The 13,960-nt window shown below is 64.5% G+C and carries 12 protein-coding genes; 5 read left to right on the top strand and 7 right to left on the bottom strand.

Going from position 1 to position 13,960, the window contains the following annotated elements:
* Positions 1 to 12: 12 nt before the first annotated feature.
* From potA to FFS62_RS15580, 6 genes are all read right to left on the bottom strand, one after another.
* Positions 13 to 1,167, bottom strand: a complete 1,155-nt coding sequence (gene potA / locus FFS62_RS15555) for a polyamine ABC transporter ATP-binding protein (protein WP_137973741.1) — start codon at positions 1,165 to 1,167, stop codon at positions 13 to 15.
* A gap of 115 nt (positions 1,168 to 1,282) precedes the next feature.
* Positions 1,283 to 2,371, bottom strand: a complete 1,089-nt coding sequence (locus FFS62_RS15560) for a polyamine ABC transporter substrate-binding protein (RefSeq protein ID WP_371920146.1) — start codon at positions 2,369 to 2,371, stop codon at positions 1,283 to 1,285.
* A gap of 222 nt (positions 2,372 to 2,593) precedes the next feature.
* Positions 2,594 to 3,694 carry a polyamine ABC transporter substrate-binding protein gene (locus FFS62_RS15565; RefSeq protein ID WP_137973743.1) on the bottom strand — a complete coding sequence of 367 codons (1,101 nt, stop codon included), beginning with the start codon at positions 3,692 to 3,694 and terminating at the stop codon, positions 2,594 to 2,596.
* Between the two features lie 121 nt (positions 3,695 to 3,815).
* Entirely contained in the window at positions 3,816 to 5,189 is a 1,374-nt protein-coding gene (locus tag FFS62_RS15570; RefSeq protein WP_137973744.1) for an aspartate aminotransferase family protein, read from the bottom strand.
* A 62-nt stretch (positions 5,190 to 5,251) separates the two neighbouring features.
* The gene (locus tag FFS62_RS15575; protein WP_137973745.1) at positions 5,252 to 6,610 is read right to left on the bottom strand and encodes a glutamine synthetase family protein; all 1,359 of its coding nucleotides are present in this window, start codon (positions 6,608 to 6,610) and stop codon (positions 5,252 to 5,254) included.
* A gap of 87 nt (positions 6,611 to 6,697) precedes the next feature.
* Entirely contained in the window at positions 6,698 to 7,450 is a 753-nt protein-coding gene (locus FFS62_RS15580; RefSeq protein WP_137973746.1) for a gamma-glutamyl-gamma-aminobutyrate hydrolase family protein, read from the bottom strand.
* Positions 7,451 to 7,728: 278 nt separating this feature from the next.
* Here FFS62_RS15580 and FFS62_RS15585 point away from each other — a divergent pair, with 278 nt between their 5' ends.
* The 5 genes from FFS62_RS15585 to aguA all read left to right on the top strand — a co-directional run bounded on the left by FFS62_RS15585 (position 7,729) and on the right by aguA (position 13,390).
* On the top strand, positions 7,729 to 9,108 hold the full coding sequence (locus FFS62_RS15585; RefSeq protein WP_137973747.1) for a glutamine synthetase family protein: 1,380 nt from the start codon (positions 7,729 to 7,731) through the stop codon (positions 9,106 to 9,108).
* A 119-nt stretch (positions 9,109 to 9,227) separates the two neighbouring features.
* A complete protein-coding gene (locus FFS62_RS15590; protein WP_137973748.1) occupies positions 9,228 to 10,283 on the top strand; it encodes an extracellular solute-binding protein in 1,056 nt (351 codons plus the stop codon).
* Between the two features lie 94 nt (positions 10,284 to 10,377).
* Complete coding sequence (locus FFS62_RS15595; protein WP_137973749.1) at positions 10,378 to 11,019, top strand: TetR/AcrR family transcriptional regulator; 642 nt, start codon at positions 10,378 to 10,380, stop codon at positions 11,017 to 11,019.
* 271 nt (positions 11,020 to 11,290) lie between these two features.
* A complete protein-coding gene (gene aguB / locus FFS62_RS15600; RefSeq protein ID WP_137973750.1) occupies positions 11,291 to 12,169 on the top strand; it encodes an N-carbamoylputrescine amidase in 879 nt (292 codons plus the stop codon).
* Between the two features lie 114 nt (positions 12,170 to 12,283).
* Positions 12,284 to 13,390: an agmatine deiminase gene (gene aguA, locus FFS62_RS15605; RefSeq protein ID WP_137973751.1), complete on the top strand. Its 1,107-nt coding sequence runs from the start codon at positions 12,284 to 12,286 to the stop codon at positions 13,388 to 13,390.
* Positions 13,391 to 13,449: 59 nt separating this feature from the next.
* Here the strand turns inward: aguA and FFS62_RS23710 are convergent, their stop codons facing one another.
* Positions 13,450 to 13,890: a methyl-accepting chemotaxis protein gene (locus FFS62_RS23710; RefSeq protein ID WP_371920147.1), complete on the bottom strand. Its 441-nt coding sequence runs from the start codon at positions 13,888 to 13,890 to the stop codon at positions 13,450 to 13,452.
* Positions 13,891 to 13,960: the final 70 nt, after the last annotated feature.

A 13,960-nucleotide genomic window follows, 5' to 3' on the forward strand; every position in this document is an offset into this window, starting at 1 on the left:
GTTTGCCGATTTTCATGATTGCAGTACCACGCCGCTATCGTCTTCCCAGTACACCACCACGGCGTCGTCCCAGGTCGGACGCTTGCCGCGACGTTCGGCGTTGGCGATGAAGCACTGCACGATCTGCCCGGAGGTGAGCTTGACGTGGTACACCGAGTGGCCGCCGAGGTAGGCGATGTCGTGCACGGTGCCGTTGCACCAGTTGTACTCGGGGTGCTCATGATCGGCCGGCAGGGCGGTGGCCATCAGCAGCTTTTCCGGGCGCAGGGCGTAGCTGACCGCCTTGCTCTCGGCACGGGTGGAAACGCCGTGGCCGATGTAGATCGGCTTGTCCAGCTGCGGGCAGCTGATGATGGCGTGGTCGGTCTCGTCGGTGGTGATCTGGCCGTCGAACAGGTTGACGCTACCGATGAACTCGCAGACCAGGCGGCTGGCCGGGGTCTCGTAGATGTCCACCGGGCTGCCGGTCTGGGCGATCCAGCCCAGGTGCATGATGGCGATGCGCTGGGCCATGGTCATGGCCTCTTCCTGGTCGTGGGTCACCATCACGCAGGTCACGCCGACGCGCTCGATGATCTCCACCAGCTCCAGCTGCATCTGCGAGCGCAGCTTCTTGTCCAGGGCGCCCATGGGTTCGTCGAGCAGCAGCAGCTTGGGACGCTTGGCCAGCGAGCGGGCCAGGGCCACGCGCTGACGCTGGCCACCGGACAGCTGGTGCGGCTTGCGGCGTGCGTACTGGGTCATGTGCACCAGCTTGAGCATCTCGGCCACGCGCTCGTCGATCTCGGCCTGGGGCAGCTTGTCCTGCTTGAGGCCGAAGGCGATGTTCTGCGCCACGGTCATGTGCGGGAACAGCGCGTAGGACTGGAACATCATGTTGATCGGCCGCTCGTAGGGCGGCATGTCGGTGATGTCGACACCATCGAGCAGGATGCGCCCTTCGGTGGGACGCTCGAACCCGGCCAGCATGCGCAGCAGGGTCGATTTGCCGGATCCGGAACCACCGAGCAGGGCGAAGATCTCGCCCTTGTTGATGGTCAGCGAGACGTCATCGACGGCGATGGTCTCGTCGAATTTCTTGGTCACGCGATCGATCTTGACCAGCACCTCTTTGGGTTGCTGGTTGCCCTCTAGGGCTTTCTTGTAGGCGCTGGAGGCAACAGCCATTTCCAAAACTCCCGGGAAAATAAGGTCAGAGACCCGAACGATAATCTGCCGCGCTATGCGCAGCGGTCCCGTACGGTCAGGCCCGGCCCGCCGTACGGTGTATTGCTGATGCTGCTTACTTGCCCGACTTGACCTTGGCCCAGCTGCGGGTGACCAGCCGCTGAATCTTCGGCGGCAGTTCGGTGGAAATGTAAAGTTTGTCCAATACGGCCTGCGATGGATAGACCGAAGGATCGTTGCGCACTTCCTGGTCCATCAATTCGCCGGCCTTGGGGTTGGGGTTGGCGTAGCCGACGTAGTCGCTGACCTTGGCGATGACCGCCGGGTCGAGCAGGTAGTTGATGAAGGCGTGGGCTTCCTTGACGTTCTTCGCGTCGGCCGGGATGGCCAGCATGTCGAACCACAGGTTGGCGCCTTCCTTGGGAATGCTGTAGGCGATCTCGATGCCCTTGCCGGCCTCTTCGGCACGGGAAGCGGCCTGGAACACGTCGCCGGAGTAGCCGAAGGCCACGCAGATGTCGCCGTTGGCCAGGTCGCCGATGTACTTGGAGCTGTGGAAGTAGGTGACGTACGGACGCAGCGCCAGCAGCTTCTCTTCAGCCTTCTTGTAGTCGTCCGGGTTGGTGCTGCGCGGGTCGAGGCCCAGGTAGTTGAGCACCGAGGGGAACATCTCGTCCGGCGAATCCATGAAGGCCACGCCACAGGCGCTGAGCTTCTTCAGGTTCTCCGGCTCGAACAGCACGGCCCACGAGTCGACCTTGTCGATGCCCAGCACCGCCTTGACCTTCTCGACGTTGTAGCCGATGCCGTTGGTGCCCCACAGGTAGGGCACGGAATACTGGTTGCCCGGGTCATTGGCCTCGAGCTGCTTGAGCAGCGCCGGGTCGAGGTTCTGCCAGTTGGGCAGCAGGGCGCGGTCGAGTTTCTGGAACGCGCCGGCCTTGATCTGCTTGCCGAGGAAATGGTTGGACGGCACCACGATGTCGTAGCCGGAACGGCCCGCCAGCAGTTTGCCTTCCAGGGTTTCGTTGGAGTCGAACACGTCGTAGACCGGCTTGATGCCGCTGGCCTTCTCGAAATCGGCCAGGGTGGTCTCGCCGATGTAGTCGCTCCAGTTGTAGATGTGCAGGGTCGACTCGGCCTGGGCAACGCCACTCAGGCCCAGCGCCACGGCGGCGGCGGTCAGGGTTCTGCGGAAGGAAATTCGCACACGTCAGTCCTCTTTCTTGTTGATCTTGCAGGCCGCGATGCGTCCTGGGGGTGGTGGAAAATCTGGCTGTCCTATCCCTGACGCCCATGCCGTTCGCCCAGCCGCCCGCGCACGGAGCTGTGTGGGGCTCGTGTGTGACGGTAGTCGAGGTGGGTCATGGGACCTCCTGGCGGTGGCTCCGGCGGGAGCACCCGCCGGAGGGTGTCGCTGTTTGGCTTACTTGCCGGACTTGATGGTGGTCCAGCTGCGAGTCATGGTGCGCTGCACTTTCGCCGGCAGATCCGGGAAGGTGTAGATCTTGGCCATGGTCGCGGCGTCCGGGTAGATGCCCGGGTCGTTGCGGATCGCCTCGTCAACCAGCGGGGTGGCCGCCGCGTTGCCGTTGGGGAACTGCACGAAGTTGGTGATCTCGGCCATGACTTCCGGCTTCATCAGGAAGTTCAGGAAGGCATGGGCACCCTCGACGTTCTTCGCGTCGGCCGGTACGGCCAGCATGTCGAAGAAGCTGCCGGCACCTTCTTTCGGGATGCTGTACAGGATGTTCACGCCGTTCTTGGCTTCTTCGGCGCGGGACTTGGACTGGTACAGGTCGCCCGAGTAGCCGATGGCCACGCAGATGTTGCCGTTGGCCAGGTCGCCGATGTACTTCGAGCTGTGGAAGTAGGCGGTGTCCTTGCGGATGGAGAGGAACAGTTCCTCGGCCTTCTTCAGCTCATCCGGCTTCTCGCTGGTGGGGCTGAAGCCCAGGTAGTTGAGGGCGGCCGGCAGGATCTCGGTCGGCGAGTCGAGGAAGGACACGCCGCACTCCTTCAGCTTGGCCATGTTCTCCGGCTTGAACACCAGGTCCCAGGAATCGACCGGGGCGTTTTCGCCCAGCACGGCCTTGACCTTGTCGACGTTGTAGCCGATGCCGATAGTGCCCCACATGTAGGGGATGGAGTACTGGTTGCCCGGGTCGCTCGGATCGAGGGCCTTGAGCAGGTTGGTGTCGAGGTTCTTCCAGTTCGGCAGCTTGGACTTGTCCAGCTTCTGGAACACGCCGGCCTTGATCTGCTTGGCCAGGAAGGGGTTGGACGGTACGACGATGTCGTAACCGGAGCTGCCCGCAAGCAGTTTGGCTTCCAGCACTTCGTTGCTGTCGAAGACGTCGTAGACGACCTTGATGCCGGTTTCCTTGGTGAACTTCTCCAGGGTTTCCGGGGCGATGTAGTCGGACCAGTTGTAGACGTGCAGTACCTTGTCATCAGCCTGGGCCACGCCGGCTACGGCGCCTGCCAGAGTCATGGCAAGCAGAGTCTTGCCGAAGGTCTTGATCATGCGGGTTAGCTCCATTGTCGTTTGAAGTATCCGAAGGCTGCGTCGCCTGAGCGACGCACCCTCCGGTGAGCCTGGCCAACGCACCCTGCAGTCTGGCAAGGTCTGGCCTGTCACTCAAGCCTTACACCAGCACTGCCCGGGCGGTCAGATCGAGACACTTGCGTGCCTTTTCGACCAGTTCGTCGATCTCGTTTTTGCTGATCACCAGCGGTGGCGCGATGATCATGGTGTCGCCCACGGCGCGCATGATCAGCCCGTTCTCGAAGCAATGGCCGCGGCAGATCATGCCGACGCCCATCTCGCTCGGGAAACGCTCGCGGGTCTGCTTGTTCTTCGCCAGTTCGATGGCGCCGAGCATGCCCACGCCGCGGACTTCGCCCACCAGCGGATGATCCGCCAGCTCACGCAAACGCTTTTGCAAATAGGGTGCCGTTTCTGCCTGGACCCGCTCGATAATCTTCTCTTCCTTGAGGATGCGCAGGTTGGCCAGGCCGACGGCGGCCGCCACCGGGTGACCGGAGTAAGTGAAGCCGTGGTTGAAGTCACCGGCGGCGTTGATCACCTGGTACACCTTGTCGCTGACGATCAGGCCACCCATGGGCACGTAGCCGCTGGTCATGCCCTTGGCGATGGTGATCAGGTCCGGCTTGTTGCCGAAGAACTCGCTGGCGAACCACTCGCCGGTACGGCCGAAGCCGCAGATCACTTCGTCGGCGACGAACAGGATGTCGTACTTGGCGAGGATCTCGCGGATACGCGGCCAGTAGCTGTCCGGCGGGATGATCACGCCGCCCGCGCCCTGGATCGGCTCGGCGATAAAGGCCGCCACGTTGTCTTCGCCGACCTCGAGGATCTTCTTCTCCAACTGGTCGGCGGCCCAGATGCCGAACTCTTCCGGGCTCATGTCGCCACCCTCGCCGAACCAGTACGGCTGCGGGATGTGCACGATGCCGGGGATCGGCAGGTCGCCCTGCTCGTGCATGTACTTCATGCCGCCCAGGCTGGCGCCGGCCACGGTGGAGCCGTGGTAGCCGTTGTGACGGCTGATGATCACCTTCTTGCTCGGCTGCCCCTTGCTCGCCCAGTAGTGGCGGACCATGCGCAGCATGGTGTCGTTGCCTTCCGAGCCGGAGCCGGTGAAGAACACGTGATTCATGCCGGCCGGCGCCACATCGGCGATGGCCTTGGCAAACTCCAGCGCCGGCGGGTGGGCGGTCTGGAAGAAGGTGTTATAGAACGGCAGCTCGCGCATCTGCGCGGCAGCCGCCTCGACCAGCTCTTCGCGGCCGTAACCGACGGCGACGCACCAGAGACCGGCCATGCCGTCGAGAATCTTGTTGCCTTCGCTGTCCCACAGGTAGACACCGTCGGCCTTGGTGATGATGCGCGGGCCCTTCTCGTGCAGCTGCTGATAGTCGCTGAACGGCGCAAGGTGGTGCTCACGGCTCATGGCCTGCCACTCGCGGGTTTTCGGGTTGTTCGCTTGGTTAGTCATTCTTCACCTCAGATTACGCATCCGGTCGGGGCGCCGGGCGGATACCCGGCGCCCGTCCCCCATCAGACGGAGAGCAGCAGGAACTCGCGTTCCCAGGAGCTGATCACCCGCTTAAAGTTTTCATGCTCGGCGCGTTTCACCGCGACATAGCCGCGGACGAACTTCTCGCCCAGGTATTTCTCGGCGGCCTTGCAGGCCTCCATGCGCTCCAGGGCGCTTTCGATGGTCACCGGCAGACGCAGGTTGCGCCGCTCGTAGCCGCGGCCCTTGACCGGCGCGCTGGGTTTGAGACCCTCGACCATGCCGATGTAGCCGCACAGCAGCGAGGCGGCCAGCACCAGATAAGGGTTGGCGTCGGCACCGGCCAGGCGGTTTTCCACGCGGCGGTTCTGCGGGCCGGCTTCCGGCACGCGCAGGCCCACGGTGCGGTTCTCCTCGCCCCACTCCACGTTCACCGGCGCCGAGGTATCGGGCAGGAAGCGGCGGAACGAGTTGACGTTGGGGGCGAACAGCGGCAACACCTCGGGGATGTACTTCTGCAGGCCACCGATGTGGTGCATGAACAGCTCGCTCATGCTGCCGTCGTCGTTGGAGAACAGGTTCTTGCCGGTCTTGATGTCCACCACGCTCTGGTGGATATGCATGGCGCTGCCCGGCTGATCGGTGATCGGCTTGGCCATGAAGGTGGCCGCCACGTCATGCTTCAGCGCGGCTTCGCGCATGGTGCGCTTGAACACGGTGATCTGGTCGGCCAGGTGCAGTGCGTCGCCGTGACGGAAGTTGATTTCCATCTGCGCCGGGCCGTCCTCGTGGATCAGCGTGTCGAGGTCCAGCTCCTGCAGCTCGCACCAGTCGTAGACGTCCTCGAACAGCGGGTCGAATTCGTTGGCCGCGTCGATGGAGAACGACTGGCGACCGACTTCCGGACGCCCCGAACGGCCCATCGGCGCCACCAGCGGGAAGTCCGGGTCGCTGTTGCGCTTGGTCAGGTAGAACTCCATCTCCGGCGCGACGATCGGCTTCCAGCCCTTGTCGGCGTAGAGCTTGAGGATGTTCTTGAGGATGTTGCGCGGCGACAGCTCGATCGGGTTGCCCTGCTTGTCGAAGGTGTCGTGGATCACCATCGCGGTGGGCTCGATGGCCCAGGGCACCAGGAACACGGCGTTCTCGTCCGGGCGGCAGAACATGTCGATGTCCGCCTCGTCGAGCAGCTCGTAATAGATGTCGTCCTCGACGTAGTCGCCGGTCACGGTCTGCAGCAGCACACTCTCGGGGAGGCGCATGCCCTTCTCGTCGAGAAACTTGTTGGTCGGCGAGATCTTGCCGCGCGCAATGCCGGTAAGATCGCTGATCAAGCATTCAACTTCGGTGATTTTGCGTTCTTTCAGCCAGCTGGTGAGCTGGTCTAGCTTGGTACTCATAGAGACCTCAGGGTTGTAGAGCGGCTACTGCGGACCGGTTAAAGCCTAGCGAAACCTCCGAGTTTCACCGACCGGTTGCTCACCTACTCAGCGTTGTCCCGCCCTCTTCCTGCAAGCCTCACCAAAGGCCTGGAAGATGGCGAGATAATTCGGGTTGGATCGTACCTGCCACTCCGGGTGCCACTGCACACCGAGAGCGAAGCTTGGCGCACCTTCGACGGAGAAGGCTTCGATCAACCCGTCAGGCGCCAGTGCTTCTACGCGAAGGCCCGGCGCCAGACGCTGAACGCCCTGGCCATGAATGGAATTGACTTGAATCTCGTCCGGCAAGCCGAGGCCGGCGAGCACCCCGCCCGCTTGCACACGCACGGTGTGACGGGGGGCATATTGCACCTCGACCGGCTCGTCGGCCGGCTCGCGGTGGTCCATCAGCCCGGCCACTTCCTGCACGCGCTGGTGCAGACTGCCGCCAAAGGCCACGTTCATTTCCTGGAAGCCGCGACAGATGCCCAGCACCGGAATCCCGGCAGCGACGGCCTGGCGGATCAGCGGCAGCGTGGTGGCGTCGCGAGCGATATCGTGGGCTGTGCCTGGCGCGCTGGCCGGGCCACTATAATGATGAGGTTCGACGTTGGACGGCGAACCGGTGAACAGCAGGCCGTCGATGCTGGCCAGCAGGGTGGGTTGATCGATCAGTTCGCCCAGGGCGGGGATCACCAGAGGCAGACCCTCCGCTCCGACCGCCACCGCGCGGACATATTTGTCGCCGACGATGTGGTTGGGGTGAAGTCCGACCTGCTTGGTGCAGGCGGTGACGCCGATCAACGGCAGGCGCAACATGGGACACCTTGTTTTATTGCTGTTGTTAGGTTGAGGCCGAGATTAGCCTTGTTCAATTTTTTACACAATAGGGCTGTAAAAAATTGAACACAGGCAACTGAGCAGCAGGCCGCACAAGGCTGGCCAGCGGGTCGAAAAACCCTGGAGCGCCCCAAAACTGGCCATCGAGCCCCGTTTCAGGGCAAAATGGCCCGCTATTGACAGCCCTGGGTGTTTGAGATTGACTCACAGCTGCTCAATAGCATGATTGAAATTTTTAACAAAAAAGGTGTTGCATCATGTCGGTACCCCCGCGTGCCGTTCAGCTCAACGAGGCGAACGCGTTCCTTAAGGAACATCCTGAGGTCCAGTTCGTTGACCTTCTAATTGCAGATATGAATGGGGTGGTGCGCGGCAAGCGCATCGAAAGGAACAGCCTGCACAAGGTGTATGAAAAGGGCATCAACCTGCCCGCTTCGCTGTTCGCCCTCGATATCAACGGCTCCACCGTCGAAAGCACCGGCCTCGGCCTGGACATCGGCGACGCCGACCGCATCTGCTTCCCCATCGCCAATACCCTGTGCAACGAGCCCTGGCAGAAGCGCCCCACCGCGCAGCTGCTGATGACCATGCACGAGATGGACGGCAAGCCGTTCTTCGCCGACCCGCGCGAAGTGCTGCGCCAGGTCGTGGCCAAGTTCGACGAGATGAACCTGCGCATCTGCGCGGCCTTCGAACTGGAGTTCTACCTGATCGACCAGGAGAACGTGAACGGCCGTCCGCAGCCGCCGCGCTCGCCGATGTCGGGCAAGCGTCCGATCTCCACCCAGGTGTACCTGATCGACGACCTCGACGAGTACGTCGACTGCCTGCAGGACATGCTCGAAGCCGCCAAGGAACAGGGCATCCCGGCCGACGCCATCGTCAAGGAAAGCGCCCCGGCACAGTTCGAGGTCAACCTGCACCACGTGGAAGACGCCATCAAGGCCTGCGACCACGCGCTGCTGCTCAAGCGCCTGATCAAGAACATCGCCTACGACCATGAGATGGACACCACCTTCATGGCCAAGCCCTACCCGGGCCAGGCGGGCAACGGCCTGCACGTACACATCTCGCTGCTCGACAAGACCACCGGCAAGAACATCTTCACCAGCGATGATCCCCAGGAGAACGCCGCACTGCGCCACGCGATCGGCGGTGTCCTGGAGACCATGCCGGCGTCCATGGCCTTCCTCTGCCCCAACGTCAACTCGTACCGCCGCTTCGGCGCGCAGTTCTACGTGCCCAATGCGCCGAGCTGGGGCCTGGACAACCGCACCGTGGCCGTCCGCGTGCCGACCGGCAGCGCCGATGCCGTGCGCATCGAGCACCGCGTGGCCGGCGCCGACGCCAACCCGTACCTGATGATGTCGGCGATCCTCGCCGGTATTCACCACGGCCTGACCAACCAGGTCGAGCCGGGCGAGCCGATCGAGGGCAACTCCTACGAGCAGCTGGAGCAGAGCCTGCCGAACAACCTGCGCGATGCCCTGCGCGAGCTGGACGACAGCGAAGTGCTGAACAAGTACATCAGCCCGGACTACATCGACATCTTCGTCGCGTGCAAGGAAGCCGAGCTGCAGGAGTTCGAGACCACCATCTCCGACCTCGAATACAACTGGTACCTGCATACCGTTTGACGCAACAACCGACGCCGGCCCTAGTGCCGGCGTTGTTTTTTCCACTGCCCAGGTTCTGCCATCTCGCCCCGGCGCGCGGACTGGCGAAGCCTTGCCCATCATTCGCCAAGGAGGTCGTCATGTTTCGCGTTCTTGCTCCGCTGTTGCTGGCCCTCGCTCCCGGACTGGCGGCCGCCGCCGACAGCATCCGGGTCTACAACTGGAACGACTACATCGCCCCGCAGGTGCTGGAGGACTTCACCCAGGCCACCGGCATCGCCGTCGAGTATCACACCTACGCCTCGGCCGAGGAGCTCGACAAGATCCTCGCCAGCGGCGAGAGCATCGACATCGCCGTACCCTCGCAGAATGACCTGCCAGCGCTGATCAAGGCCGGCCTGCTGCAGCCGCTGGACCTCGCTCGCCTGCCCAACCGCAAGCATCTGGACAAGCAGCTGCTGAGCAAACTGGCCGCGGTCGACCCGCAGAATCGCCATGCGGTGCCCTACCTGTGGGGCGCCGTGGGCCTGGCGATCAACACCCCTCAGGCCGAGGCGGCTTATGGCGGCCCGCTGCCGCACAGCTGGAGCCTGCTGTTCGACCCGGCGCAGAGCGCCAAGCTGACCGGTTGCGGCATCAGCGTGCTGGATGCCCCGGACGAGCTGCTCTACAACCTGCTCAGCTACCAGGGCCGCAGCTTCACCAACAGTTCGCCGGGACGCATCCGCAAGGCCGGCGAGACCCTCCAGGGCCTGCGCCCGAACCTGCGCTACGTGGACAGCGAGCGCTATATCGAGGATCTCAACCAGGGCAAGCTGTGCGTGGCCGTGGCCTGGGTCGGCGACGCCCTGGGCGCCAGCGATGCCGGCCAGCCGGTGCAGTTCGTGGTGCCGGACGAGGGCTCCACCCTGTTCATCGACAACCTGGTGATTCCGGCCAGCGCGCGCCGCGCCGACCTGGCGCACAAGTTCATCGACTACCTGATGCAGCCGCAGGTGGCCGCGCAGATCAGCAGCGAGACGCTGTACCCCAGCGCCAACACCGAGGCCCAGCGGTTCCTCGAGCCCAAGCTGCGCGAGCAGCTGGGGCGCAACCTGGACGACGCCAAGAACCGCCTGTTCGCCCTCATGCCCCTGTCGGACAAGCTGAAGGGCGCCCGTGACGAGGTGTGGAACCGCTTCCGCGACGGCAGCTGAGCCTCTGTCTACGATCTCAGCCCCTCCCAAGGGGCGGCTTGCCTCCCCTGTCCGTCTGGCGTCCAATAGCGCCTGCCACGGACAGGAGACCGGCATGACCCGCACAGCAAGCCCCCGCAAGCCCCGCGCCAGCAGCCAGGCGCGCATCGACCTGATTCTCGGGGCGGCGCGCGATCTGCTCAGCAGCCAGGGCTTCGCCGGCCTGACCATCTATGCGGTGGCCGAGCGCGCGGACATCCCGCCCTCCTCCGTGTACCACTTCTTCGCCAGCGTGCCGGCGCTGCTCGAGGCGCTGACCGCCGACATCCACGCCGCCTTCCGCGACTGCCTGCTGCAACCGGTGGAGCACGCCTCGCTGCGCGACTGGCGCGACCTGTCGCGCGTCATCGAGGAGCGCATGCTGGCGATCTATGCCGGCGACAGCGCCGCACGCCAGCTGATCCTGGCCCAGCACGGCCTGGCCGAGGTGATCCAGGCCGACCGCCAGCACGACCTGGAGCTGGGACGCCTGATGCAGGCGGTGTTCGAGCGCCACTTCCCGCTACCGCAACTGCCGCGCGATATCGACGTGTTCGCCCTGGCCATGGAGCTGGGCGACCGGGTCTATGCCCGCGCCGTACAGCTGCACGGCGAGATCACCCCGCGCATGGCCGAAGAAGGCATGCGCGTGTTCGATGCCTACCTGGCCCTGTACCTACCGCCCGCCCTGCCCAAGCGCGAAAAGCCCCTGTCGTAAGCCGATATCCATCGGTTTACTCCCGCCTCCTCAGCTTTCCCTTCCGGCAGGCAATCGTCCTGCCTTCAGGCTTATTCACCCTAAACAGCCAATATTTATCTGCAATATATGGATATGTTTCGGCAGGAATCGATAAAACGCCTTTTAAAGCCGATTTTTATCGGATATAAATTGGGTTATCCACCGCCCCGCCCGACCCAACAGCGGGGCGCAGCCATGGGTCTCTGCTAGTGTCAGAAGACCTCCTCTGCATGCTCCACCGAGGTGCTCCATGTCGCGTATCGTCACCGTCGCCGCCACCCAGATGGCCTGCTCCTGGGATAGCGCCGGCAATATCGCCACGGCCGAGAAACTGGTGCGCCAGGCGGCCGCCAACGGTGCGCAGATCATCCTGATCCAGGAGCTGTTCGAGACGCCCTACTTCTGTCAGAAGCCCAACCCCGACTACCTGCAGCTGGCCACGCCGACCGCGGAGAGCCCGGCCATCCAGCATTTCCAGAAAGTCGCCCGCGAGCTGCAGGTAGTGCTGCCGATCAGCTTCTACGAACGTGCCGGCCGCGCCCGCTTCAACAGCATCGCGATCATCGACGCCGACGGCAGCAACCTCGGCCTGTACCGCAAGAGCCATATCCCCGACGGCCCCGGCTACCAAGAGAAGTACTACTTCAACCCGGGCGACACCGGCTTCAAGGTGTGGAACACCCGCTACGCCAGGATCGGCGTGGGCATCTGCTGGGACCAGTGGTTTTCCGAGGCGGCGCGCAGCATGGCCCTGCTCGGCGCCGAGCTGCTGTTCTACCCGACCGCCATCGGCAGCGAGCCGCACGACCCGAGCATCAGCTCGCGCGATCACTGGCAGCGCGTGCAGCAGGGCCACGCCGGCGCCAACCTGATGCCGCTGATCGCCGCCAACCGCATCGGTCGCGAGGAGCAGGACGGCTACCACATCACCTTCTACGGCTCGTCCTTCATCGCCGACCAGTTCGGCAAGAAGGTCGCGGAACTGGGCGAGACCGAGGAAGGCGTGCTGGTGCACAGCTTCGACCTCGACCAGCTGGAACACATTCGCAGCGCCTGGGGCGTGTTCCGCGACCGCCGGCCAAGCCTGTACGCTCCGCTCAAGCCCCTGGACGGCTCGCTGGAGTCCTGATGCCTCGCGACTGTCGCAAACGACAGCGGTAACGCCAGACCCGTAGCCCGGATGCAATCCGGGAGCCCACGAACAACGACCCCCCGGACGACATCCGGGTTACAGGAGCAGGACATGACCACCCTCAACAGCACCCCACGCGCCGACGGCTTCCGCATGCCCGCCGAGTGGGAACCCCACAGCCAGACCTGGATGGTCTGGCCCGAGCGCCCGGACAACTGGCGCCTCGGCGGCAAGCCGGCGCAGGCCGCCTTCACTGCTGTGGCCCGCGCCATCGCCGAGTTCGAGCCGGTGACCATCTGCGTGTCCGCCGGCCAGTACGAGAACGCCCGTGCGCGCCTGGAAGGCAGCGGCATCCGCCTGGTGGAAATCACCACCGACGACGCCTGGGTGCGCGACACCGGGCCGACCTTCGTCACCAACGCCAACGGCGAAGTGCGTGGCGTGGACTGGACCTTCAACGCCTGGGGCGGCTTCGACGGCGGCCTGTACTGGCCCTGGCAGCGTGACGACCAGGTGGCCAGCAAGATCCTCGGGATCGAGCGCCGCGACCGCTACCGCACCGAGGGCTTCGTGCTGGAAGGCGGCTCGATCCACGTCGACGGCGAAGGCACCCTGATCACCACCGAGGAATGCCTGCTCAACAAGAACCGCAACCCGCACCTGACTCGCGAAGAGATCGAAGCGGTGCTGCGCGACCACCTGGCCATCGACACGGTGATCTGGCTGCCGGACGGCCTGTTCAACGACGAGACCGACGGCCACGTCGACAACTTCTGCTGCTACGTGCGCCCGGGCGAAGTGCTGCTGGCCTGGACCGACGACGTCAACGACCCCAACTACCCGCGCTGCCAGGCGGCGATGCAGGTGCTGGAAAGCGCCCGCGACGCCAAGGGCCGCCAGCTGGTGGTGCACAAGATGCCGATCCCCGGGCCGATCCACGCCACCGAGGAAGAGTGCGCCGGCGTCGACGCCGCCGACGGCAGCCAGGAGCGCAGCCCCGCCGTGCGCCTGGCCGGCTCCTACGTCAACTTCCTGATCGTCAACGGCGGCATCGTCGCGCCGAGCTTCGACGACGCCAAGGACGAGGAGGCCCGCGCCATCCTCCAGCGCGTGTTCCCCGAGCACCGCGTGGTGATGGTGCCGGGCCGCGAGATCCTTCTCGGCGGCGGCAACATCCACTGCATCACCCAGCAGCAGCCGGCGCCGCAACGGCGCTGATCGCCGCGCAATAGAAAGCCCGCCAATCGGCGGGCTTTTTCATGGCGGCGGGGCCGCACTCAGTCCTGCATGGCCTCGGTGAACTGGCCGATGGCATCCACCACGCGCTGGGCCTCGTTGCGGATCGACAGCATCACCTCGCCGGCGCGGTTGACCAGCTGCACGCCCTGCTCCGCCTTGACCTTGCTGCCGTCCATGCCGCCCACCGCCTGCTGCGCCAGCTCGTGGTTGAGGCGCACCACATCGTTGATCTCCACCGTGGCCTGGCTGGTGCGCGCCGCCAGGTTGCGCACCTCGTCGGCCACCACGGCGAAGCCACGACCCTGCTCGCCGGCGCGTGCGGCCTCGATGGCCGCGTTGAGCGCCAGCAGGTTGGTCTGCTCGGCGATGCCGCGGATCACCTGGACGATGCTGCTGATGCGCTCCGACTGCTCGCTGAGCGCGCCAACCTTGTCCGCCACCTGACCCAGCTCGTCGGCAATGCCGCGCACCACGTGCACCGCCTCGTCGACCGTGCCGGCGCCCTTGACCGCACTGGAGTCGGTCTCGCGCGCACTGTCGAAGGCCAGC

Source organism: Pseudomonas sp. F(2018) (genome assembly GCF_005508865.1).
Lineage (GTDB): Bacteria > Pseudomonadota > Gammaproteobacteria > Pseudomonadales > Pseudomonadaceae > Aquipseudomonas.

Bases quoted from the DNA above. Each gene is read 5' to 3' on its own strand.
- FFS62_RS15575 (WP_137973745.1), bottom strand. From the start codon at position 6,610: ATGAGTACCAAGCTAGACCAGCTCACCAGCTGGCTGAAAGAACGCAAA.
- FFS62_RS15565 (WP_137973743.1), bottom strand. From the start codon at position 3,694: ATGATCAAGACCTTCGGCAAGACTCTGCTTGCCATGACTCTGGCAGGC.
- potA (WP_137973741.1), bottom strand. From the start codon at position 1,167: ATGGCTGTTGCCTCCAGCGCCTACAAGAAAGCCCTAGAGGGCAACCAG.
- aguB (WP_137973750.1), top strand. From the start codon at position 11,291: ATGTCGCGTATCGTCACCGTCGCCGCCACCCAGATGGCCTGCTCCTGG.
- FFS62_RS15595 (WP_137973749.1), top strand. From the start codon at position 10,378: ATGACCCGCACAGCAAGCCCCCGCAAGCCCCGCGCCAGCAGCCAGGCG.
- FFS62_RS15570 (WP_137973744.1), bottom strand. From the start codon at position 5,189: ATGACTAACCAAGCGAACAACCCGAAAACCCGCGAGTGGCAGGCCATG.
- FFS62_RS15580 (WP_137973746.1), bottom strand. From the start codon at position 7,450: ATGTTGCGCCTGCCGTTGATCGGCGTCACCGCCTGCACCAAGCAGGTC.
- FFS62_RS15590 (WP_137973748.1), top strand. From the start codon at position 9,228: ATGTTTCGCGTTCTTGCTCCGCTGTTGCTGGCCCTCGCTCCCGGACTG.
- FFS62_RS15585 (WP_137973747.1), top strand. From the start codon at position 7,729: ATGTCGGTACCCCCGCGTGCCGTTCAGCTCAACGAGGCGAACGCGTTC.
- aguA (WP_137973751.1), top strand. From the start codon at position 12,284: ATGACCACCCTCAACAGCACCCCACGCGCCGACGGCTTCCGCATGCCC.